The 23,502-nt window shown below is 31.6% G+C and carries 24 protein-coding genes; 2 read left to right on the forward strand and 22 right to left on the reverse strand.

The genetic code is table 11. From position 1 onward, the window contains the following. Window positions 1-9 precede the first annotated feature (9 nt). Window positions 10-651 carry a hypothetical protein gene (locus ACTG3Y_RS09825; RefSeq protein ID WP_439152748.1) on the forward strand — a complete coding sequence of 214 codons (642 nt, stop codon included), beginning with the start codon at window positions 10-12 and terminating at the stop codon, window positions 649-651. Window positions 652-659: 8 nt separating this feature from the next. On the opposite strand, the gene ACTG3Y_RS09830 is transcribed toward ACTG3Y_RS09825, so the two are convergent. The 20 genes from ACTG3Y_RS09830 to ACTG3Y_RS09925 form a co-directional block, all read right to left on the reverse strand. After that, entirely contained in the window at window positions 660-1,574 is a 915-nt protein-coding gene (locus ACTG3Y_RS09830) for a sulfotransferase family protein (protein ID WP_439152749.1), read from the reverse strand. Window positions 1,575-1,585: 11 nt separating this feature from the next. Beyond that, a complete protein-coding gene (locus tag ACTG3Y_RS09835; RefSeq protein WP_439152750.1) occupies window positions 1,586-2,899 on the reverse strand; it encodes a flippase in 1,314 nt (437 codons plus the stop codon). A 21-nt stretch (window positions 2,900-2,920) separates the two neighbouring features. Beyond that, window positions 2,921-3,448, reverse strand: a complete 528-nt coding sequence (locus tag ACTG3Y_RS09840) for a hypothetical protein (protein WP_439152751.1) — start codon at window positions 3,446-3,448, stop codon at window positions 2,921-2,923. 17 nt (window positions 3,449-3,465) lie between these two features. Next, complete coding sequence (locus ACTG3Y_RS09845) at window positions 3,466-4,908, reverse strand: hypothetical protein (RefSeq protein WP_439152752.1); 1,443 nt, start codon at window positions 4,906-4,908, stop codon at window positions 3,466-3,468. A gap of 66 nt (window positions 4,909-4,974) precedes the next feature. After that, a complete protein-coding gene (locus ACTG3Y_RS09850; RefSeq protein WP_439152753.1) occupies window positions 4,975-6,204 on the reverse strand; it encodes an MBOAT family O-acyltransferase in 1,230 nt (409 codons plus the stop codon). 258 nt (window positions 6,205-6,462) lie between these two features. After that, window positions 6,463-7,716: a sulfate adenylyltransferase subunit CysN gene (gene cysN, locus ACTG3Y_RS09855; RefSeq protein WP_439152754.1), complete on the reverse strand. Its 1,254-nt coding sequence runs from the start codon at window positions 7,714-7,716 to the stop codon at window positions 6,463-6,465. Window positions 7,717-7,782: 66 nt separating this feature from the next. Further along, the gene (cysD, locus tag ACTG3Y_RS09860; protein WP_439152755.1) at window positions 7,783-8,688 is read right to left on the reverse strand and encodes a sulfate adenylyltransferase subunit CysD; all 906 of its coding nucleotides are present in this window, start codon (window positions 8,686-8,688) and stop codon (window positions 7,783-7,785) included. Then, the gene (gene cysC / locus ACTG3Y_RS09865) at window positions 8,685-9,284 is read right to left on the reverse strand and encodes an adenylyl-sulfate kinase (protein ID WP_439152756.1); all 600 of its coding nucleotides are present in this window, start codon (window positions 9,282-9,284) and stop codon (window positions 8,685-8,687) included. The genes cysD and cysC overlap by 4 nt, the downstream gene beginning before the upstream one ends. Window position 9,285: 1 nt before the next feature. Continuing rightward, window positions 9,286-9,714, reverse strand: coding sequence for a DUF2061 domain-containing protein (locus ACTG3Y_RS09870; protein WP_439152757.1), 429 nt, complete (start codon window positions 9,712-9,714; stop codon window positions 9,286-9,288). Continuing rightward, entirely contained in the window at window positions 9,715-10,524 is an 810-nt protein-coding gene (cysQ, locus tag ACTG3Y_RS09875; RefSeq protein ID WP_439152758.1) for a 3'(2'),5'-bisphosphate nucleotidase CysQ, read from the reverse strand. Then, window positions 10,502-11,548, reverse strand: a complete 1,047-nt coding sequence (locus ACTG3Y_RS09880; protein WP_439152759.1) for a GDP-L-fucose synthase family protein — start codon at window positions 11,546-11,548, stop codon at window positions 10,502-10,504. The genes cysQ and ACTG3Y_RS09880 overlap by 23 nt, the downstream gene beginning before the upstream one ends. A gap of 8 nt (window positions 11,549-11,556) precedes the next feature. Further along, window positions 11,557-12,675, reverse strand: coding sequence for a GDP-mannose 4,6-dehydratase (gene gmd, locus ACTG3Y_RS09885; protein ID WP_439152760.1), 1,119 nt, complete (start codon window positions 12,673-12,675; stop codon window positions 11,557-11,559). A gap of 3 nt (window positions 12,676-12,678) precedes the next feature. Next, complete coding sequence (gene rfbD, locus ACTG3Y_RS09890; RefSeq protein ID WP_439152761.1) at window positions 12,679-13,545, reverse strand: dTDP-4-dehydrorhamnose reductase; 867 nt, start codon at window positions 13,543-13,545, stop codon at window positions 12,679-12,681. Next, a complete protein-coding gene (gene rfbC, locus ACTG3Y_RS09895; RefSeq protein ID WP_439152762.1) occupies window positions 13,542-14,087 on the reverse strand; it encodes a dTDP-4-dehydrorhamnose 3,5-epimerase in 546 nt (181 codons plus the stop codon). Before rfbC ends, rfbD begins: the two co-directional genes overlap by 4 nt. Beyond that, window positions 14,084-14,953, reverse strand: a complete 870-nt coding sequence (gene rfbA, locus ACTG3Y_RS09900) for a glucose-1-phosphate thymidylyltransferase RfbA (protein WP_439152763.1) — start codon at window positions 14,951-14,953, stop codon at window positions 14,084-14,086. Before rfbA ends, rfbC begins: the two co-directional genes overlap by 4 nt. A 5-nt stretch (window positions 14,954-14,958) precedes the next feature. Then, window positions 14,959-16,020, reverse strand: coding sequence for a dTDP-glucose 4,6-dehydratase (gene rfbB, locus ACTG3Y_RS09905; protein ID WP_439152764.1), 1,062 nt, complete (start codon window positions 16,018-16,020; stop codon window positions 14,959-14,961). Continuing rightward, window positions 16,013-17,065 (reverse strand): hypothetical protein, encoded by a 1,053-nt coding sequence (locus tag ACTG3Y_RS09910; RefSeq protein ID WP_439152765.1) that lies wholly within the window; start codon window positions 17,063-17,065, stop codon window positions 16,013-16,015. Before ACTG3Y_RS09910 ends, rfbB begins: the two co-directional genes overlap by 8 nt. 3 nt (window positions 17,066-17,068) lie before the next feature. After that, a complete protein-coding gene (locus ACTG3Y_RS09915) occupies window positions 17,069-18,760 on the reverse strand; it encodes a DUF6909 family protein (protein WP_439152766.1) in 1,692 nt (563 codons plus the stop codon). Window positions 18,761-18,787: 27 nt separating this feature from the next. After that, on the reverse strand, window positions 18,788-20,290 hold the full coding sequence (locus tag ACTG3Y_RS09920) for a GH3 auxin-responsive promoter family protein (RefSeq protein WP_439152767.1): 1,503 nt from the start codon (window positions 20,288-20,290) through the stop codon (window positions 18,788-18,790). After that, entirely contained in the window at window positions 20,290-21,159 is an 870-nt protein-coding gene (locus ACTG3Y_RS09925; protein ID WP_439152768.1) for a M23 family metallopeptidase, read from the reverse strand. Before ACTG3Y_RS09925 ends, ACTG3Y_RS09920 begins: the two co-directional genes overlap by 1 nt. A 113-nt stretch (window positions 21,160-21,272) precedes the next feature. On the opposite strand from ACTG3Y_RS09925, the gene tatA reads away from it, so the two are divergent. After that, the gene (gene tatA / locus ACTG3Y_RS09930) at window positions 21,273-21,452 is read left to right on the forward strand and encodes a twin-arginine translocase TatA/TatE family subunit (protein WP_439152769.1); all 180 of its coding nucleotides are present in this window, start codon (window positions 21,273-21,275) and stop codon (window positions 21,450-21,452) included. Window positions 21,453-21,503: 51 nt separating this feature from the next. On the opposite strand, the gene ACTG3Y_RS09935 is transcribed toward tatA, so the two are convergent. Together ACTG3Y_RS09935 and ACTG3Y_RS09940 are read right to left on the reverse strand one after the other, a co-directional pair. After that, window positions 21,504-22,484 carry a DUF4837 family protein gene (locus ACTG3Y_RS09935; RefSeq protein WP_439152770.1) on the reverse strand — a complete coding sequence of 327 codons (981 nt, stop codon included), beginning with the start codon at window positions 22,482-22,484 and terminating at the stop codon, window positions 21,504-21,506. A gap of 23 nt (window positions 22,485-22,507) precedes the next feature. Next, the coding region (locus ACTG3Y_RS09940) for a LysM peptidoglycan-binding domain-containing protein (RefSeq protein WP_439152771.1) at window positions 22,508-23,502 on the reverse strand (995 nt) is incomplete at its 5' end.

Here is a 23,502-nt window from a genome sequence, read left to right on the forward strand (position 1 = left end):
CACTAATTAATGAGGATTTCCCACAAAAATAAGTTTATATTCTTTAGCAACCCTAAAACAGGTTCTGAAAGTTTACGAGAAATGTTAACACCATACTCAGATATTTTAGATATTCGATTCAGAGAAACTACTAAAGAGAATCCATTTTATTCTCACATAAGTCCATTAGAAGTAAAAACTATTTTTACTGATAAAGGTTATAATTTTGATGATTACTATAAAATTGTTTGTACACGAAATCCATTTAATAAGCTAGTATCCTTATATGAAATGATTTTTAGAAAATGGCCTGTAAAACCTCCTTTTGATATTTGGTTAAAGTCGACAAAAACTAACGGTAAAGGTGGAGGCGGAAAGAATTATGATCGATGGAGAATTTATGGCACTTATTCCCTAAAAAATTATGTTAGTGATGACGAAGGAAATATTCTTGTTGATAAAATTATTTGCTTAGAAAATTTTAATGAAGAAATCCCTAAACTTTTTGAAGCCCTTCATATTGATTTACCTACAGATTTTAAAGTGGTAAAAAAAAATGTTAGAAAAAGGAAAAAAAGCGTGGCCGATTATTATTCAGAAAAATCCAAAAAAATAGTATATAGAAGGTATAAATGGGAGCTAGAAGAATTTAATTATAGTTTTCCAGAATAGTTTTAAAATTATTGCCATTTTTCTCTGAAATCAATTTCTGTTAATTCGCTTAACTTTTGAATGTCTTCTTTATATTTTAAGCTTAATTCTTGCCTTAATTCTGGATTAATTTTCTCAATTTCTTTAGAATTGTCACCAAAAAAACTAGACTTTAATGCATCTATTAGTTCTTGACTAATCGCGTTTTTTATTAAAGCTTTTATCTTATTATGTCTAAGAACATTTAAAAGAGCCTTTTTCTTTAATGGTTCTATTTTATTGCTATCAACAGGAGTTCTAAAAACAGAATCTGCAGCTATTAAGCCTAAAAACTTGAACAATTCTTTTATTTCAGATTCTAATTTTTTTGTCCAGTCTTCATAAATTAAAATCTTAATTTGTTCCTTAGGAAAAACATCATAATACGCTTTTACCTGGTTGTAATAGCGTCCCATTTCGAGATATTGATTACAACTCCCCCAAACCGGGTTTTTTGGAGCGTCGAGAGTGTCTTCAAATGAACTTGTGTTTTCAACACCTGTATAATAGTTCATTATATAATGGCTATAAGCTCTATCTACAGGATGTCTTAAGCTTATAATTATTTTAGCCTTAGGGTTGTGTTTAAATATTCTTTTAGCAACATTCGTGTCCCATATATAAGATGGAGATGTATCTCCTTTTAGTTGTGTATTTGATGCTTCTATATACAAATCATTATACACATTAACATCATTAATTATTTTTGCATGGTATTTTATACCTGGAACTGGAGGTTTAAAATCTTCGTTTTTAGGAGAGTCCACTTCAGAAAAAAAGTTCGGCTCTTTTACTCTTGGTAAAAAAACATCATTAGAGTTATTAAGATAATTATATAGTGTTGTGGTGCCGCATCTTGCTGCTCCAACTAAAAAAAAATCTATTGTAACATTCTTTTTTTTCATAAAACCATCTCCTAAAACGGATTATAATATGATGTGATTTGCAACTTGGTTTTAAGATAAAAAGCGCAACCCAAGTTCCAAAAAGCCATACTAATGACTGTAGCTATAGCAGCTCCTATTCCGCCATAAACAGGAGTCAATATTACAGTTAATATTAAATTAATTAAAAGCGCTGTGATTACAAAATTTTGATATACTTTTTGCTTTCCTATCATTTGTAATATTATTCCAACTGAACCCGAAAAAGAATTCACAATTTGACCAGCGCACAAAATGAATAATATTGTTTGACCCTCAATAAACTCTTCACCAAAAATAGATAATAATAGCTTGTTAAATACTAAAATCCCTATTATCACAGCAGAACTAACAAGAAAGTTTAATTTCGTTGAAAAACGAATTAATTTTTTATAATTATCAATATCTTTTTCTGCATAACTCTTTGCTATTTTAGGAGCTAAAATTGAATTAATAGCTAATAACGTAAAACTTGTTATAGTGGCAACTTTTATACATACATTATAAATACCAACATTTGTATCTGTTTCAAAAACACCCATGACAAAAGTATCCATCCAACCTAAAAAAATCAAAATTGAAGATGATAACATCATTGGCAGCGAGTTTTTTAAAAAAGACCAAGAGTTAGTTTTTGATTTAAAAGAGACAGTTTTAAAAGTTTTTACTGTATGAACTATCGCAATAATCGAAGTTATTAAAATTCCTAAAAAATGAGCTTTAGCAACTGCAATTGGTTCACCTACAAAACTTAATACTATTAATAAAGCAATAAAGCTAAATAAAAACCTACTTACTAAACTTATAAACGAAAACCACTTGATGTTTTTTTGAGCTCTAGAAACACTTGAACAAATCAAAGTTATAGACCAAAAAGGAATGCTTAATAAAATCCAATTTAAATAAGGTATAACCTCTGGCTTAGGCACCTTAAATAATTCATTAGCGATATAAAATCTTAGAGTATATATAAGTACGCTAATTAATACAGAAATTAAAAATGATTTAAAAAGCGTTTTATAAAACAGGCCTGTATCATTTAAATTGCTCTTTTCAGAATAAAACTTAACTAAATGTATATCTACTCCTAAACGACCAATGACACTTGCAATCATAAAAATTGAAATAGTAATAGAGAATAAACCAAAAATGGAGGCGCCAAAGGTTTTTGTAATATAGGCTGTAAACGCATAACTAATTAAAATTCCCAAACCTCTTATTAGTATGTATGAAAGCCCTTTACTTAGTATTTCTTTGAAGTCGGAGTCAAGTAGGATGTGTTTTAATTTGGAGCTATTTATGGCCATTAATGTTTTTGAAGTTTAAAATTACTTCCTTTTTAATAAATTGATAAGATTATTTTTAATTCTGAAAGATGGGTTTAATCTTCCATCTAATCTTATTGTTTTTAGGTTTTTACTTAAAGAATCTCTCTCTACAAACTTATTGAAAATTAAATACTTATTAATATCAGCTACAGTTGATAAGTTATATTGGTTATTTCCATAAGAAACTAATATACTCTTTATTTCTAGTTCTTTTTCATTTTTATTACCTAAATGAAAAACAATCTGTTTTGACATATTATTAGCATCAAACTCTACTACGATAGTATCATCACCTGTTGAAGGCACTACTTCTTCAAAAATATGAATGTTCTTTTTTTGTAATTCATCTACTTCAATATTATTCATCATAATTTTAAAAACATCTGATTTATTTGTTTTGAAATTAAAACGAATAGTAAGTTTTTTAGCTATATCTATTTTCTTTGAATTTTGAGCATGATCTTCTTTAGAGTTTCCTAAGTTATTACAGCTAAAGCTTAGGGTTGCAAGAAGTGTAAGTAAATACATTTTTTTTAACATTGTGATTAATTTTTTAGTTTGATGTTATTCAAGATAATTTGTGCTCCCAAACTTTTTTTATTGATTTTACTTTTTAGAGCTATTTGAAAGGTTTTAAATTGATCTATTGAACATTTTCTATCAAGTTTTAAGATAAAATAATTTTTATTATCAGTTTGAATTATCTCTGGTGTTGTTTCCCAGAAAAGTTTATCTTTATTTGTACCTAAATTCCACTCAGGCCTCTTGTTAAAATCACTTTTGAGTATGGTACCTATCATAAAAAAATAATAGTCATCAAGTAAATCTTCTTCATAAGACGATTTATATTCCAAAACGACATACCTATTATTTTCATCAATATAAAAAGTAGCATTTTCAATAAACATAATATTTTTAAATGAATGTTCTAAATCATATGAAACTCCAGTATTTATAACTTCATCAATAATACTTTTATTTACCTCATAATCTAATTCAATTAATTCTGTGTTTTTTCTTTGAGGAATTTTTTCTAAATTTTTTGAAAAGTATTTTTGATTTTTAACTTTAAAATGAGATTTTTGATCTAAGTATTTTGCCAATGTTAAAGACACCTTCTTAGAACCAACAATATTTAAATGACCTTTATCCCAGAAATCATCTAATGTAAGGCCAAGGTTATTAAAATCCTTATTAAAGTCGATAAAATCTATGTCTTTTTTAGATTCGAAAAATTCATGTAGTAAATAATGAATGTTATTAAACTTATCTTTATAAAACGAATCAAAATACGGAGACGATACAAAGATGACATTTACACTATTCTCTCTACATATCTTAATTGTATTTTCGAGTAGTTCAGATATTGCAATAAATTGATTTCTGTCTTTTTTTGAAGGTTTTACTTTTAAAAATTTATCATGCTCTTTGGCATAAAATTTATAACGCTCATAATCTTCTTTTTTTAATGTTTTATTTGAGTTAAAATACCCTTGTCGAAAAAAAAAGTTTTTGTTGCCAACATCAAAATTAGAATCATTCCAATTTCTATCAAACCATTTATCATGGTTTCTTATGGTTTCACTATATACTGATGGCATCTCATGAGTCGAATAGACTTTATTAATTAAATTAAATCTATTTTTACCAAAGCTTGTATAATCCACTATGCGTAATTGATTTCCTTTTCCTTTTTTTGCTGTCGGAACCCTAATTACAGCAGGAAATATATCTACAATCACCAGCTTAGGTTTAGTTTTATTTAAAATATCTTCTAGCAATAAATTTGTAAATAAATAATTCTGCCCAGCAGATCCTAAATTATAGGTTCTTGTTTGAAAAACACTATCTAAAATACTTGAATTATATGTGTTTTTTGCATGTGAGCTACCAATAATTAAAATATCTAAAGAATCCGAATAAGATTCATGAAATTCATTAAATGACTTACTGTTAACATTTACATCCCTGAAAAGGGGATCAAACATAAAGTTCAATATCAAAATTGAAAGTAATCCAAAAACTAAACTTTTAAATACAAGGGTTTTCATGAATCAAAATTGAAAATAAATAAATTCACTGACTTGATTTTCTCCGTAAATACCAAAGATTAAGATTGTGAAAACTATAATTAAATAAAACAACCATCTAATTGGCAAAATTTGCTTAGCTACCACATGTTGCATATTGTTTTTCTTATGACTCCATTCAAAAATCACAAGGCTTAATATTGAAATAACTGCGACTATAAATTCTGGTTTAACAAGACCTAAATCATAGATTTTACCATTAGTAAGGTTAGATATATTGCTAAAATTAATGTTACTTATTAACGTTAAGGCGTCAGAAAAATTATTTGCTCTAAAAAATATCCATGCAAAGCAAACAATACTGAATACAATAGGAACGAAAATTATATTAGGAATTATACCTTCCTTTTTAAGTTTAAGCTTTGAATAAAGCGATTTACGCGGTTTAGAAATCGCTTTCTCGAAAACAATAATAATCCCATGAATAGCGCCCCAAATCACAAATGTCATTGCTGCTCCATGCCACAAACCACTGACTAAAAAAACAATAAATAAGTTGGCATAGGTTCTATACTTTCCGTTTCTACTGCCTCCTAGAGGAATATAAACGTAATCTCGAAACCATGTAGATAAAGAGATATGCCATCGTCTCCAAAACTCTGTAATTGACTTAGAAAAATACGGACTATCAAAATTTTTCATTAAATCAAATCCCATGGTTCTTGCTGCACCAATTGCAATATCTGAATATCCAGAAAAATCACAATAAATTTGAAATGCAAAAAGTATCGTTGCAACAATAACGTCTATGCCTTGATAATCGGAAGGGTTATTGTATACTTGGTTTACTAAAATAGCTACTCGATCTGCAATGACCATTTTTTTAAATAACCCAAATGCTATTAATAAAAGTCCGGATTTTACCTGTTTATAGTTAAAGTGATGCGTTTTATAAAATTGCGGCAATAAATGAGATGCTCTTTCAATTGGTCCAGCCACAAGCTGAGGAAAAAATGCTACAAAAGCAAAAAATGATAGCGCATCATTGGTTGGCTTTAATTGCTTTCGATAGATATCTATGGTATAGCTTAAGGTTTGAAATGTATAAAAACTGATTCCTACTGGTAAAATAATATTAAGCGTACTCGTCTCCATTTCTTTTCCAAAAAGACGAAATGCATCTACAAAATTTTCAATAAAAAAATTAGTGTATTTGAAGTAAAATAAAAATCCGAGATTTACTAGAAGACTCACTAATAAAAGTCCTTTTCTATTCTGTTAATTATCTGTTTTATAAAGTTGTCTACCTACATAATAATCTATTAATGAACTAATCGCTATTAAAAAAAGAAACCTCCAATCCCACCAGCCATAAAACACATAACTAGTAACTAATATTAATGCGTTTCTAGCTTTTAAATGTTTAGCAATTAACCAATAAAGTATAAATACTATCGGAAAGAAGATTGCAAAATCTAAAGAATTAAACAGCATCTTTATTTTGGTTACAGATTATACAATCATTCCCGCAGCAACTGTTTCATTCGTTGCATCATCTATTAAAATAATACTTCCTGTGGTTCTATTCTCTCTGTAATCATCCACCATCAAAGGCTTTGTGGTTCTTATTTTAACCTTAGCCATATCATTCATAGAAAGCTCATTATCTTCAGAGTTACGGCAAAGAGTATTAATATCATACTTATAGACCACCTCTTTAATCATGGCTTTTTGATCGTTAGACGTATGCTTAATAGAATATTTTGCTCTAGGTTTAGCTGGACTGTTATTCAACCAACACAACATGACCTCAATATCCTGAGAAGGCTTTGGCTTATTATTAGATCGTACAATCATATCACCACGACTAATGTCTATATCATCTTCTAAAGTAATAGAAACTGACATTGGCGCATGAGCCTCTTCCAATTCTTTATCGTGAAGGTTGATGCTTTTTATTTTTGAAGTAAATCCTGAAGGCATTACTGTAACCTCATCCCCTTTTCTTAATATACCACTTGCTACACGACCAGCATAACCTCTATAATCTATAAAACCTTCGCGTTGTGGTCTTATTACCGTTTGTACAGGAAAACGTGCATCTACTTTATTAATATCGCTACTAATATGCATCGTCTCTAAAGTATTTAACATTGGTGCTCCTTGATACCAAGGCATGTTTTCTGATTTGTTTACCACATTATCTCCTAAAAGGGCTGAAATTGGTATAAAACGAACATCTTTAACGAGCATTTTTGAAGACACTTCTTCAAACTCTGAAACAATATTATTGAATACCTCTTCAGAAAAATCAACTAAATCCATTTTGTTTATACAAACAATAATGTGTGGTATTTGCAATAACGATGCTATAAAGGCGTGACGTTTGGTTTGCTCAATTACTCCATGTCGTGCATCAATTAAAATGGTCGCTACATTAGCTGTTGATGCCCCAGTAACCATGTTACGTGTATATTGAATATGTCCTGGTGTATCAGCAATAATAAATTTACGCTTTGGTGTCGTAAAATATCTATAAGCAACATCAATAGTAATACCTTGTTCTCTTTCATCTCTTAAACCGTCTGTAAATAGAGCTAAATCTACACCTTCATGACCTCTTTTCTTACTTGTATTTTCGATAGCCTCTAGTTGGTCTTCAAAAATAGATTTAGAATCATATAGCAAACGCCCTATTAATGTACTTTTTCCATCATCTACACTTCCTGCAGTTGTAAAACGTAATAATTGATTGTTGTCTAACATGTTATTCTTTATATGAAATGCTGAAATGACTTCAGCATAACTGTTAATTTTTTAATTTGATTTTGACTAAAAGTATCCTTGACGCTTACGGTCTTCCATAGCAGATTCTGATCGCTTATCGTCACTTCTGTTTCCTCGCTCTGTATTACGCATACCAGCAACTTCAGCAGCAATTTTCTCTAATGTATCTGCGTCAGATTCTACACCACCTGTTATGGTTATATCGCCTAGTGTTCTAAAGCGTATTTTTTTAGTGACTACTTCTTCATGGTCTTCTAGTACTAAAAATTCAGAATTTGGAATCCAAGAGTCTTGTCTCCAAACCACCTCGCGTTCATGCGCAAAGTATAATGACGGAATTGCAATATTCTCACGTTTAATGTAGTTCCAAACATCCATTTCGGTCCAGTTACTAATTGGAAAGGCTCTAAAATGTTCGCCTTCAAAATGTCTTCCGTTGAAAATATTCCATAGTTCTGGACGTTGGTTTTTAGGATCCCATTGTCCAAAATCATCTCTATGAGAGAAGAATCGCTCTTTAGCTCTTGCTTTTTCTTCGTCACGACGTCCACCACCTATAGCACAATCAATCTTGTTTGCCTCAATAGCATCAAGAAGTGTTGTAATTTGAAGTGCATTACGCGTAGCGTTCTTTCCTTTTTCTTCAGCAACGCGTCCTTCATCAATAGACTCTTGAACAGAACCAACGATAAGCTGCGCACCTAATTCTTTAATAATATCATCTCTAAACTGAATAGTCTCTGGGAAATTATGACCTGTGTCAACATGCATTAACGGAAATGGTATTTTAGCAGGGTAGAATGCTTTTTTTGCCAAATGTGTTACCAAGATAGAATCTTTTCCTCCTGAAAATAAAATGACTGGGTTTTCAAATTGTGCCCAAACTTCACGTAAAACAAAAATTGCTTCACTCTCTAATTCATCTAAATAATTTAAATAATACTTACTCATTGTTGCTTTGACAATTTTGGTGTAATATAATCTACGATTCGTTGTGCTGCTGCTTCAACCGATTCGCTTTCTGTTTTTATCTCAATATCAGGGTTTTCTGGTGCTTCATAAGGAGCTGAAATTCCTGTCATGTTTTTTATTTCGCCAGCACGTGCTTTTTTATAAAGCCCTTTTACGTCGCGTCTTTCGCACTCTTCTACGCTGGTATTCACAAATATTTCAACAAAGTTAACATCTTTAACGATACTTCTAATGTTCTCTCGGTCTTTTTTGTAGGGCGAAACAAAAGCTGCAAGTGTCACTAAACCAGCATCTATCATTAAATTAGCCACCTCTGCAATTCTACGAATATTTTCAGTTCTATCTTCTGGAGAAAAGGTTAAATCACTATTAATTCCCTTCCTAATATTGTCACCGTCTAAGGTATATGTTTTTATGCCTTGTTTATAAAGCTTTTGTTCTACAACATTGGCTATGGTAGATTTACCAGAACCCGATAAGCCTGTAAACCATAATAAAAAAGAACTGTGTTTATTACTCTTTCTTCTGTCTTTTATAGAAATCTGATAATCATGAGGTATAATATTTTTGCCCATATTAATCTTTGTTTCTCTTTGTTAAACCAAAATTTACTTTGTACCATGCGCGTTCGTGTAGATAGTATAATACCATTTTGGTTATAACTTCAGCAAATCCTATTTGTAATGCTGCAAGTGGATTACTAGAAATAATCCAAGCCAATGTCATCGTGTCCAAGGTACCTATAAATCTCCAGGTAAAAGTTTTTGCAATGTGTCGTTTTCTACTTTCTAATAGCACTCCTTCTTTAGAGAGATTTATTTTATACCATACACGCTCGTGTAGATAGTACAATACAGATTTAGTTGTAACCTCTGCCAAGCCTATTTTTAAACCAGCTAAAGGATCTCCAGTAATTAACCATGATAAAAGTATGGTGTCTAGTGTACCTACTAATCTCCAAGTAATGGTTTTGGCTATATGTCTCTTATAAGATACGTCTGCCATTTACTTTCTAACTAAAAAATAGCTATTTAATAGGTTTTCTTTATTGTAGGTTAATGTTTGGTTGGTTTCTTTAGAAATTACCTTTATACCTGCAGCATTACATATGGCTTGGCCTGCTGCGGTGTCCCATTCCATCGTAGGTGCATAACGTGGATAAACATCTGCATTACCTTCTGCAACCAAACAAAACTTTAAAGAGCTTCCTTTTGATACAATTTCTACCTCTTTACCTTCATTTTTTAAATCCTCAACAAAGTTTAAAGTATCTTCGTTCATGTGTGAGCGACTTCCAACAACCTCAACTTTGTCAGAATTGTTATTCTTTGGTTGTAGTGGTTTTGCTAGTTTTAAAATAGTTTTAACTGTAACATTATGAGATTCTAAACTTGCTTTAAATGCCTCATTGCTCTCTACATTGGCAAAATAGATTGTTTTTACTGCTGGCACATAAATAACGCCTAAAACTGGTTTTCCGTTTATTACCAAGGCTATATTTACAGTAAATTCACCATTTCTCTTAATAAACTCTTTAGTTCCATCAACAGGGTCTACAATCCAACAACTTTCCCAATGTTTCCTAGTATCATATTCAATTTGCCGATTTTCTTCGCTAATTATTGGTATTGAAGTTAGATTTAAATATGAGTTAATAACATCGTTTGCTCTTTTATCTGCTTCAGTTAATGGAGAATTATCATCTTTAAACTCTACTTGAAAGGATAAGTCATAAACTTTCATGATCTCTTTCCCTGCATTCAACGAGGCATCGATTGCAATTTTTAAATACTTATTTAACTCTATACCAGTCATACATTTGTTTTATTCCATTTTCAAGGCTCATACTATGATTCCAACCTAGGGCATTTAACTTCGACACATCCGTAAGCTTACGCAATGTACCATCTGGCTTATCCGTATTGTAGATAAATTCACCTCTAAAACCTGTGATTTGCTTAATAAGTTCTGCCAACTGTTTAATTGAAATATCTTCTCCTGTGCCAATGTTTATATGTGTATTTCTTAATTCATTACAGTCAGCATCAAATGTGTCGTTAAAATCTCTGTTTTCCATTATAAAAACACAGGCGTCTGCCATATCCTTAGACCATAGAAATTCTCTTCTTGGTTTACCAGATCCCCAAATTTCTACACTATTATCTGAAATTCCGAAATTGGATAAATACTCTTCGACTTCTTCTTTATTATCTAATTTAAGGTCATTCATTAACTCATCCCAATTATTTTCACTTTTAAGCTTTGCTAAGTGTATCTTTCTAATTAAGGCTGGTAACACATGAGATTTTTCAAGATTAAAATTGTCATTTGGGCCGTATAAATTTGTAGGCATTACTGAAATAAAATTTGTCCCATATTGTAAATTGTAGCTTTCACACATTTTAATACCTGCAATCTTAGCAATAGCATAAGGTTCATTTGTATACTCTAAAGTATCTGTCAATAAGTATTCTTCCTTCATTGGCTGAGGAGAATTCTTTGGATAAATACATGTGCTCCCGAGGAACAATAATTTTTTTACGTCATTTAAATAACTTTGATGTATTACATTATTTTGAATCATTAAGTTGTCATAGATAAACTCTGCCCTATACTTATTGTTAGCTATAATACCACCCACTTTTGCAGCCGCTAAAAACACATATTCTGGCTGTTCTGTATTAAAAAAAGTGGCCACATCATTTTGATTAGTTAGGTCTAACTCTTTATGGGTTTTTGTAATGATATTATTATAACCTTTTTGCTGTAGGTTTTCTAATAATGCACTACCAACTAATCCACGATGACCAGCAACATAAATTTTTGACGACTTATTCATAGATTGATTTACTCAAAGTAATTTTTTATTCGGTAGCCACCGTCTTTTAAGTATTGTTTTTTTTGCATAAGCTTCAAATCACTTGCCATCATATCTTCTATTAGAGCGGGTAGATTGTATTTAGGAATCCAACCTAATTTTTCTCTTGCTTTTGTTGCATCGCCAATTAGTAAATCAACCTCTGTTGGGCGGTAATATTTTTTATCAACCGCGACTACTTCCTTTCCAATTTCAATTTGATAATCAGAATTATTACATGTTTTTACATATCCTTTTTCATCTGCATCTTTACCTTTAAATTCCAACTCTATTCCCACATGATTGAAGCACATTTTTACAAAATCTCTTACTGTAGTAGTTTTACCTGTAGCAATTACCCAATCTTCTGGTTCATCAGCTTGTAAAATCATCCACATCATTCTTATATAATCTTTCGCGTGACCCCAATCTCTCTGGGCATTTAAGTTACCTAAGTAAATTTTATCCTGTAATCCTAACACTATTTTTGATGTGGCTCTGGTTATTTTTCGAGTTACAAATGTTTCTCCTCTAATTGGAGATTCATGATTAAATAAAATTCCATTGCAGGCAAACATACCATATGCTTCTCTGTAATTTACAGTAATCCAATATGCGTATATTTTTGCCACAGCGTATGGGCTGCGAGGATAGAATGGTGTTGTTTCCGTTTGTGGTACTTCTTGAACCTTACCATACAATTCTGATGTTGATGCTTGATATATTTTAGTTGTTTTTTCTAGTCCAAGCATTCTTACTGCTTCTAACAATCGTAATGTGCCAATACCATCTGCATTAGCAGTATACTCTGGCATTTCAAATGAAACATGAACGTGACTCATCGCGGCCAAATTATATATTTCATCTGGCTTTACATCTTGGATTATTCTTATTAAGTTTGTGCTGTCTGTTAAGTCGCCGTAATGCAGAAAAAAGTTTTGGTTTTCTGTATGTGGGTCTTGATATAAATGATCTATTCTGTCTGTGTTAAAAAGTGATGATCTTCGTTTTATACCATGAACAACATAGCCTTTCTTTAATAAGAATTCACTTAAGTAAGCTCCATCTTGACCTGTTACGCCTGTTATTAAAGCTATTTTATTTTGCATATCTTAATTGCTGATTTTATTATAATTCTTTATCGCTATTTTTAAACTATCTCTCCAATATGGTATTTTAATATCTAATACAGATTTAATTTTTGATTTATCCAAAACACTAAAATAAGGTCTTTGGGCCAATGTTGGATAGTCTTTAGTTTTAATTGGTACAACCTTAATGTCTGTTTGACTGTGTTCGAAAATTTCTTTAGCAAAATCATACCAACTCGCAACACCCTCGTTACTAAAATGATACAATCCGTAATTAACTAATCGAGAATTAATAATTTCAATAATTAAAGACGCTAAGTCTTTGGCATAAGTAGGAGTGCCTATTTGATCTTCTACAATTGAAAGTTCCTTTTTAAATTTCGACAAAGATAGCATGGTCTTCATGAAGTTGGCATTATATTCAGAATATAACCAAGAAGTTCTTATTATGAAATAATTATTTAAGACTTTCTCTACAGCCCGTTCTCCATTAAGCTTTGTTCTACCATATATGCTTAATGGGTTAGTTTTGTCATTTTCTGTATAAGGGAACGACTTATTTCCGTCGAATACAAAATCAGTTGAGATGTGAATTAAGATAACATTATTCTGTTTGCAGGCTTCAGCTAAATTCTTTGCCCCGTCTTCATTGACAGTTCTTGCTGTTTTTTCTTCCTTCTCAGCTTTGTCAACGGCTGTATAAGCAGCACAATTTATACAATATTCAAACTGTTGATTTAAAAAAAAGATTTGTGTTTCTTTAGAATTTGAAACATCTAGTGTGTTTACGTCTGTAAAGACTGCATCTAAATCTGAATAACCCTCAATTAAATCTTTAATATTCTTTGCGAGCTGTCCTTCTCCACCAGTTACCAAAATTCGTATCATAAATATGCACTATTAAATTTAGGTAAAACCAAATCTTTTTCTGAAATAATCAAATCATTTTCAGGCACTTGCCAGTCTATATTTAAATTTGGGTCATTATAAATAATTCCAGCTTCTGATTCTTTATTATAATACTTGTCACATTTATAGGAAAACACTGCTTTATTAGATAATACGACAAATCCATGTGCAAATCCTCTTGGAACATACAATTGCTTTTTATTCTCTTCAGACAACTCAACAGAAACATGCTGACCAAATGTTGGTGAGTTTCTCCTTATATCTACTGCTACATCAAGTACTTTTCCTGTAATTACTCGCACAAGCTTAGCCTGAGCATAAATCCCTCTTTGATAATGCAAGCCTCTTAAGACTCCTTTTGAGGAAAAAGACTCATTATCTTGAACAAAACTAATATTTTGTGCTAATTCCCTATCAAACGATTTTTGATTAAAGGATTCGAAAAAATAGCCTCTATTATCAGTAAAAACTTTTGGCTGTAAAATAAAACAGTCCTTTAGTTTTGTCTCAATTACTTTCATTTCTTAGTATTCAATAATCCAAGTAAGTTTTTTCCATAACCACTTTTCATAAGTGATTTTGCCAAGGATTTGAATTGGTCCTCATTGATAAAATTCATATCAAATGCAGCAGCTTCTATTGATCCAATTTTTAAGCCTTGCCTATTTTCAATTACTTCAACAAATTGCGAGGCTTGCATTAAAGAGTCGAAAGTACCTGTGTCTAACCAGGCCGTACCTCTATCTAATATACTTACATTTAATTTACCTCTTTTTAGATACTCCTTGTTTATGTCAGTGATTTCAAGTTCTCCTCTGTTACTAGGTTTTATGTTTTTTGCTATTTCTAGTACATCATTATCGTAAAAATAAATACCAGGAACTGCAAAGTTTGATTTAGGATTGTCGGGTTTTTCTTCAATAGAAATCGCTTGTCCCTTAGAATCAAATTCAACAACGCCGTACCTTTCTGGGTCATTTACTCTATAGGCGTATATTATCCCTCCGTCTGGATTATTATTACTTTGTAATAATGAGGCCAATCCTGAACCATAAAAAATATTATCGCCAAGAATTAGGGCAACTTTGTCTTTTCCAATAAATTCTTTTCCTATTATAAATGCTTCAGCAAGGCCATTAGGGGCATCTTGTATTGCGTAAGAAAACTTACATCCATATTTATATCCATCACCTAGTAAATCTTGAAAAAGAGGCAAGTCTTTAGGTGTAGTAATTATTAGAATTTCATTTATACCAGCATACATAAGCGTTGATAAAGGGTAATATATCATTGGCTTATCATAAATAGGCATTAACTGCTTACTTATGGTTAATGTTAAAGGATGTAATCGGGTGCCAGAGCCTCCGGCTAGTATTATGCCTTTCATTTCGGTTAACTATATTGATTTTTATAATAGGATTGATATAATCCACTAGTAACATGCTCTAGCCATTCTGTATTTTCTAAATACCAATCAATGGTGATGTCTAGACCCTCTTCAAAAATAACTGAGGGTTGCCAACCAAGTTCATTCTTAATTTTTGACGCATCTATAGCATATCTTAAATCGTGTCCCGGTCGATCCTTTACGAAAGTAATAAGTTTTTCCGAACTTCCTTTTTCTTTATCTAGTTTCACATCCATCAGCTCACAAAGTAGTTTTACTAAATCAATATTCTTCCATTCGTTAAACCCTCCTATGTTATATGTTTCACCTATTTTACCTTTATGAAAAGCAACATCAATAGCAATAGCATGATCTTTGACATATAACCAATCTCGTGTAAAATTACCATCTCCATAAACAGGTAGTGGTTTATTATTTATAATATTATTTATAAAAAGAGGAATCAACTTTTCTGGAAATTGATTTTGACCATAATTATTTGAACAATTACTTATAATATATGGCATATTATAGGTTTCTCCATAGGCTCTAACAAAGTGATCGGAGCTTGCTTTAGAGGCAGAATATGGAGAATTTGGGTCATAAGGTGTTAATTCAGTAAATAAGCCTTCTTCCCCTAACGTACCATAAACCTCATCTGTACTAACATGATAAAATAATTTGTTATCAAAATTATGTTTCCAACAATTTTTAAATGCATTTAATAACACAACTGTTCCAATAACATTCGTCTTAACAAATGATAAAGGGTCATTTATAGAACGATCAACATGAGATTCTGCTGCTAAATGAATTACGGAATCAAACCTATATCTTTCAAACAACTTTTTAATTTCCTTTTCATCAGAAATATCTAACTTTATGAAGTTATAATTTGGCTTAGACTCAACATCAGTAAGATTTTCTAGATTTCCCGCATAAGTTAAGTTGTCTAAATTATAAATGTCATAATTCGGATACTTGTTTACAAAAAGACGCACTACATGTGAACCAATAAATCCGGCACCTCCAGTTATAAGAACTTTTTGTTTTATTTTCTTATTCATAGTTCTTAATAAACTTAAATATACTCAATAAAATATAGACACTCGCCAATATAGCTATAGATAGAATTGGAATCATAAAAGTATAAGTCTCTTGAAAAGAAAATTCTTTAGTGCCAACCTCCTCAAAACGTGATAGAATATCAAAATAATCACTCTCTTCAATTAATGTTTCATCAAGGTTTCGTAATTTTTCTCTTATCTTTAGTTCTTCTTGAAATAAATCATATTCTCGAGTTTTTGTTCTTTCTTGCATAATGGGCAAAAAACTATTTGTGCTTATGTTTGATGCGCCATTTTCGGATTCAGACTTAATTATTTGTAAATATGTCTTCTGAAGACTATCGATTTTTTGTAACTCTTTATTGAAAGTTGCTTTTTTTACTAGCAGTGATGAATCACGAATTTTTTTAAGCTTTTTAGAGTGATCATTTTCAAAGGTATTTATAAAACCTTTCTCTAAATTTTGAAAAATGTCAGCCTTATAAGACTTCGCTTTTATGGAAAATATTTTACCCTCTAGAATATCCCTGTTAAGAACATAATCGTCAAAGGTTACATCATCAGCTAATGTACTATCTATTGAGCCTATATACTCATCATATTCAATAAATAAATCATTTTGTGTCTCAGGTCCAATTTCAATTTCAAAACTAACTAGCTCTTTTGCTAATGATGTATCTATTTCAAAAATTCTTGACAGTTCTTCTAAATTTTCGGAATCTATTAACGCATTAAAATAGTCCACATTATTTGCTAGCTGATACTTTGAGTCAAAGTATGGTTTAACTAACATATCTGAATAGAAAATAGGATCTTTCAGTTTGTCTGAAATAAAACCAATAATACCCGCAATCATAACTATTATTGCAATTAGTTTGACATTATTAACAACAGGCTTAAAAGCATAAATAATGGTATTAAAAATTATTTTTAAAACTTTGCTTATGAACGCAAATAACTTTTCAAATAGCCTACCGATGGCATTAAATAACTGGCCTAAGTCAACTTCTTCATTTGGATTATTCTCTGGTAACTTTTCACTCATTTTTTATGAATTAAATATTTGTTCTAAAATTTTCTTTGTTATAACATATGTTGGTTTTACACCAGACGCTCCCAATCCTCCAGAGGCCAAAGTACTTCCTGTTTCTAGTGGGTTATCACTGGCATAGTAAGCGTATCTAACTTTTACATCTTCATTAATATTACCTCTTACCCTTGACGCCGCCTGAATTGCCTTCTGATAATGTGCTCCTTCCATTTCTAAACCAATGACATTCCATGTTGAATTTTTAAAGAATTTTAATATTTCTTTATTCTGAAGCGATGTGCCTAAAACAGTCACCATTGTGCCCTCATATACATCTACCCCACAGTCTGCCAAATCATCTTTATCCAATTCATTCTTAAACGGATAATTATCTGCAGTACCTTCAAATATATGTGCTGATGGTATCATCACATCTCCTTTTCCTCCCTCTAGTATACCTGCTTTCCCCATAATTGAAATAGACTTCACATCTAAATGTTCTTGCTTCCCATTTACTTTTATAGGCTTAAGGAATTCATCTAAAGTTTCATAAGCTTGCTCCCCAAAAGCATAGTCCATTACAAATATAACGGCTTTGTTATTCTTTTCTCCTTCTGAATACGTAAATCCTGTTTTAGAGAAATCTATTTTATCCGTATCAAAAATTTGAACATCTATATTGGTTCCTGATTTATCTTCTATATAAATCATTCCGTTTTGCAACGCAGTTTTTTCCACTTTATTGCGCATTGCGGCATTTTTTGAGTTACTTAATGCTTCGTAATGATTAAAGATATCTTTCTTTGAGTCCTTAGATTTTAACGTAGATAGCGCAAAAATAGAATTCATGACACTATGCATGTTTGCGCTTATAATATGAATTGGTCTTTCTAATAATCCATTTTTATGTAATGCCGCTTTGATGGTATCTGCCCATTCTTCACCATGAATATGATGACCTAATCTTTCTCTTAATACTGGGCTAAATGTAATTGTTCGTTTCTTATTGTTTACTGTTTCTTCAATGGCTAATTTACCTAACCAGTATACAATATGAAGTAATCTTTCAGGTTGAGATGCTGTCGCAAATTTTGGATATGCTTCTGTTAACTCATTAAATGTTCTCCCGAGTATATTTGCTGTATGAGTAATAGCAATTTCACGCTCTTTTTGAGTGAGCTTTTTAGAAGATTTTACTGCGTTTTCGAGTTTTTTCCAATCTCGTACAGTCGTTCCCTCTTCATCAATAATGACACGCTTACTGATTTTATGAGACTCAACAAATAAAAATGTAAGATGCGTTAGAATGTCATAAATCTCTGAACGCCCTCTTGTGATTTCTATATTCATTTGTTCGCTATCTATACGATAACAATTTCGTCTTCTTTTTGGTGGAATAATAGGTTTAAAATGAGAGTTGGCGTAGCCTTCATCACTAGTGAGATTTATAAAGGTACACTCTTCTATACCTTGAGGCAACCTGTCAATAACATAAAGTAGACCTTCTAACTCTGCCTTTTCATCTGCAATAGATCCATAAATTTCCGGTCTTAAAAGCAGTAGTGATTCTCGTAAGGTTTCACCAGAAACTCCCATGGGTTTATAAAAGCCACGATTAAACAAATGACGCATAGTAATATACATGCGTTCAATTGCGTTAGAGCTTTCTTGAGCTCTGGTTCTTTCGTGTCTTTTTGTGGTTGTGCGCATATACTATTTTAACCAGCAAATATAGTTTTATTTCGTTAATTGTAATTGATACAATTTATCTGCAATTTTTCTATCATTTGAGAGTCTTGGGATTTTATTTTGTCCACCTAATTTACCAATAGATTTCATATAGGTTTTAAAGCCATCTTTTTTAACCACTGTTACCTTAAGTGTTTTTAAAACTTTACCCACTATTAGATCTAAATAATAGCTGTTTTGTTTTTGTAGAGAACGCTCCAATGATTCTTTAAACATATCTAAATCTTCTGGCTCATTTTCAAACTCAACAAACCATTCGTGATAAGGTAATCCCTCACTTGGAGTTATTTGTGGTGCTACTGTAAATTCATTAACTGAGATGTTAGTGTTTTCAGTAGCTTCTTTCAGTGCTTGTTCTACTTCTTTACCAATGACGTGTTCACCAAATGCAGAAATAAAGTGTTTAATCCTTCCACTAACAATAACTCTATATGGCATTAATGAAGTAAACTCAATCGTGTCTCCAATGTTATAGGACCATAAACCAGCCGTAGTAGAAATTATCATTACATAATTGATGCCTAACTTTACGTCTTCTAAAGTGATTCGCTCAGGATTCTCATCAAAAAAATGATCTGCTTCGACAAACTCATAAAATATTCCAGAATTTAACTGAAGTAGCATTCCTTTTTCACCTTGCTTATCTTGAAAAGCGAAAAATCCTTCACTTGCTGGATATAACTCTATGCTATCTACTTTTCTTCCAATTAAATTTTCAAACTTAGAGCGGTACGGTTCGTAATTAACTCCTCCAAAAATAAAAAGATTAAAATCGGTAAATATATCACCTACTTTTTTACCGGTTTTATCAATTAGTTTTTCAAAATACATCTGCACCCAAGAAGGGATACCAGAAATAATTGTCATGTTTTCATTTATAGTTTCTTCAACAATAGCATCAACTTTAGTTTCCCAATCTTCTATACAATTAGTTTCTAGGCTTGGTAATCTGTTTTTTTGAAGGTATTTAGGCACATAATGCGCAACAATACCAGAAAGTCTACCGAGTTTTATTCCGTTCTTTTTTTCAAGTACTGGACTACCTTGAAGAAAAATCATTTTACCATCAACAAAACTTGAGTTTCCTGTCTCGTGGATATACATCAAAATTGCATTTCTTGCCGCTTTAACATGCGTAGGCATGCTTTCTTTGGTAATAGGAATATACTTAGCGCCAGATGTGGTGCCTGAAGTTTTTGCAAAATATATTGGCTTTCCTGTCCAAAGAACATCTTCTTCACCTGCAACAACTCGATCTACGTATGGTCTTAATTCTTCGTAATCTCTAATGGGTACTTTAGCTTTAAAATCGCTGTAGGATTTAATATTTTTAAAGTTGTGGTCTTTTCCAAACGCGGTGCTTTCCGCAGTAGAAATGAGGTGCTTAAAAACTTTATGCTGAGTTTTAATGGGTTTTAATGACCATTTCTTAATTCGATATGCAACAATTTTAGCAAATGGTTTTGAAAGTGCGGCTTTAACAGATGGCATTATTGAAAGTCAATAAAGTTAGTTGGATTCACAGAATAACCTTTACTCCATAATTCAAAATGTAGGTGTGGCCCAGTACTTAACTCACCTGTGCCACCAGACATTGCGATAACTTCGCCAGCCTTTACCAAATCACCTTGAGATTTCGTAATTGCTGTGTTGTGTTTATAAACAGATATTAGTTCTCTATTGTGCTCAATAATTACTACATACCCGGTTTCTACTGTCCATTCGGCAAAAATTACAGTTCCATCTGCAGTAGCTTTAACTGGTGTGTTAGACGCAACAACAATATCAACAGCAAAATGTTTTTCTTCTATGTTGTAGCCTTCTGAAATTGTTCCGTTGACAGGAGGAAACAAAACATAGTTTGACTTATCCTCAAGCTCATCAAACAAATTATACTTGTCCTCTTTATTTGCTTTTTCCCTTAGTAATGAATCTTCTTTATTCGGATAAACCTGAGATATTTCTATATCTTTTTTAGCGGCTTCAATAATAGAGTCCCTGTTAAAGTCTACAGTTTCTACATCACCTGTGAGTACTTTTCTAATAGAAGTATAATATTGTTTATTTAACTCTAACTCTCTAACAAGGGAATCCGTTTTATAATTTAATAAAGAGGCTTTTTTCTTTAATTTGGTAGAGGAATAACCTGGAATATACTCTCTTAGTGGTGTAAATGCTATGAGGAGAATTGTAAAAAACACAAGAAAAATTACGGAAATTGAAGTTAGTACAAAAACATTCAACCTAGTAAGCTTAATAGCAAAGCGTTCTTCAAAAGTATCTTCATTTAGTATTACTAAGCGATACTTGTGAAGCAGTTTTTTTGCGAATTTCTTATCCTTCTTCTTCTTTTTTGCCATTAAAACAAAATTAGTTAAAATAGTGAAATACCAATACCAATACCTTCTAAAGTTGCATTTAGAACGTTATTATTAAACTATAATTATTAACTTTGTGCCTTAAATAATAAATTATGAGTTTTAGCATAATTCCTTTATGGATTGGATGGCCACAAGTGGTCTTAATAGCTGTGGTTGTTTTACTTCTTTTTGGAGGTAAAAAAATACCTGAATTAATGAAGGGTTTAGGTAGTGGATTGAAAGAGTTTAAGGATGCTAGTAAAGAAGAATCCGACACTAAAGAAAAAGAATAAACTCTTATAAAATAGATAAAAAAAGCCAACTTTTAAAGTTGGCTTTTTTTGTTATTTAATAGCTATCGATTTAATAATTGACTCGAGTTCAAAAACCAAGCTTCGTTTACTTAAGGATGGTGCGTATACATAACCATCTGCAATTAAGTATCGATTATTAACTTCATCCTCTATAGCATAGGTAACAAACGGACCGGACATATATTCGCCTTCTATCTCCCAAATTCCTCTAACCTCATAAGCTGGTTTATTATCTATTATTGTCTCAAATAAAGATGGTACATAGGCATCTTCTACGGTCATGGCTATATTATCTTCTCCGGGAATTTTTGTGGTGGTTATTTTATCTCTCATTTTTACAATATCAACAATAGTACTATCTCCTTTTGATATTGTTTCTATTGGTACTTCGTAAAACACTAAGTCCATGGTCTTTGTATTGCTTAAGCTTTTACGAATCCAGAAAAAATCATCTGTCGCTTTGCCAATTTTATAGACTGACGGAATGTTAATTTTAAACCCTAAATTAGTTTCGATTTCTTTAGTGTTTAATAAAGAAAGATTAATTCGTCGTTGCTTTTCTTTTACTTCTTCCTTATTGAAAGCATCAAGAATTTTTGCCTTGTTTTCTTCGAGTTGGTCTATAATTTCCTGATCTGTTTTACCTTCAATTACAGCCACTGTTTGTGGTTTTGCAAAAGCTTCATTTACAATTTTAGTGGTAGGGTCTAAATTACCTTTTTCAATTTTTAATATAATTCTACTTCTGGTTGCAAATCCATCAAATACCTGAGTTGGAATTTGTCGCATACTAAATTTTGGTTCATCTACAGGTAAACCATTTAAAGGTGCTGCGAAAATATCTCTAATGCGCTCTCCGACTTTACCTTCCCACAATGCGTTATCAACTACCACAGATATATTATTAATATTTCCGTTTGATTCTGGTAAGAATTTTTGATTATCGCCTTTGTCAGTGTCGTCGCAAGACACTAAAAATGCGCAAAAGAATAATGCAATTATAACTCTCATAAGTTTTGTTTTTTGTTGGTTTTTTATTCTGATACAATTAATACCATTCCTATTTTGAGTTTATTACCACTAATATCGTTCCAATCTTTAATATTTTGAACAGAAACTCCTGAAAACTTCTGAGCAATACTCCAAAGCGAATCACCAGATTTGACCTTGTAGGTCTTTTTACCTGAAGTGCTTATTGGTTTTTTAGTGGTTTTTGGTTTTGATAATACAGTAAGGTTTCTAGGATAAATTGTTAGTCGTTGTCCAATCCTTAAATTATTGCTTCTTAACCCATTCCATCGTTTTATTTGACTAACTCTTACGCCATATCGTCTTGCGATTTTACCTAAGTAATCTCCACTTCTTACACGATATCTAATTTTAGTATCTGCTTTAAACAATTGAGGTAGAGGTTTTTCGCGGTTATTAAACTCTGCTCTGGCAAATGCGTAAATTTTATCTTCGTTGGATGTGAAAATTCCAATAGCTTCACGTGGTAATCTTAAAACGTATGTTTTACCTTCAACTTTAGGGATAATATCTAGTTTGTATGATGGATTTAAAAACTGTAATTCTTCAATATTAACACCCGTAGTTTCAGCAACCTGATCTAAACTAATCATTTCTTTTACATGAATTGTATCTGTTTGTATATGCTGAAAAGCTGGTCGCTGAGGTTTAAATCCATGTTCTTTAGCGAATTCAAAAATGTACATCGTCGCCAAAAACGCAGGAACATAACCAGCGGTTTCACGAGGAAGATTTTGACGAATATTCCAATAGTTTTTATAACCTCCAGAACGTCTAATCGCTTTGTTCACATTTCCAGGACCAGAGTTGTACGCCGCTAAAGCTAAATCCCAATCCCCAAATATTTTATATAAGCTCGATAAATATTGCGCTGCTGCCGTAGTTGATTTAATTGGATCACGTCGCTCGTCTACATAACTACTCACATCTAATTTATATTCTTTACCTGTAGCAAACATAAATTGCCATAATCCTGTTGCACCAACTCTAGATCTTGCTC

It is taken from the genome of Winogradskyella sp. (assembly GCF_965656915.1).
GTDB lineage: Bacteria > Bacteroidota > Bacteroidia > Flavobacteriales > Flavobacteriaceae > Winogradskyella.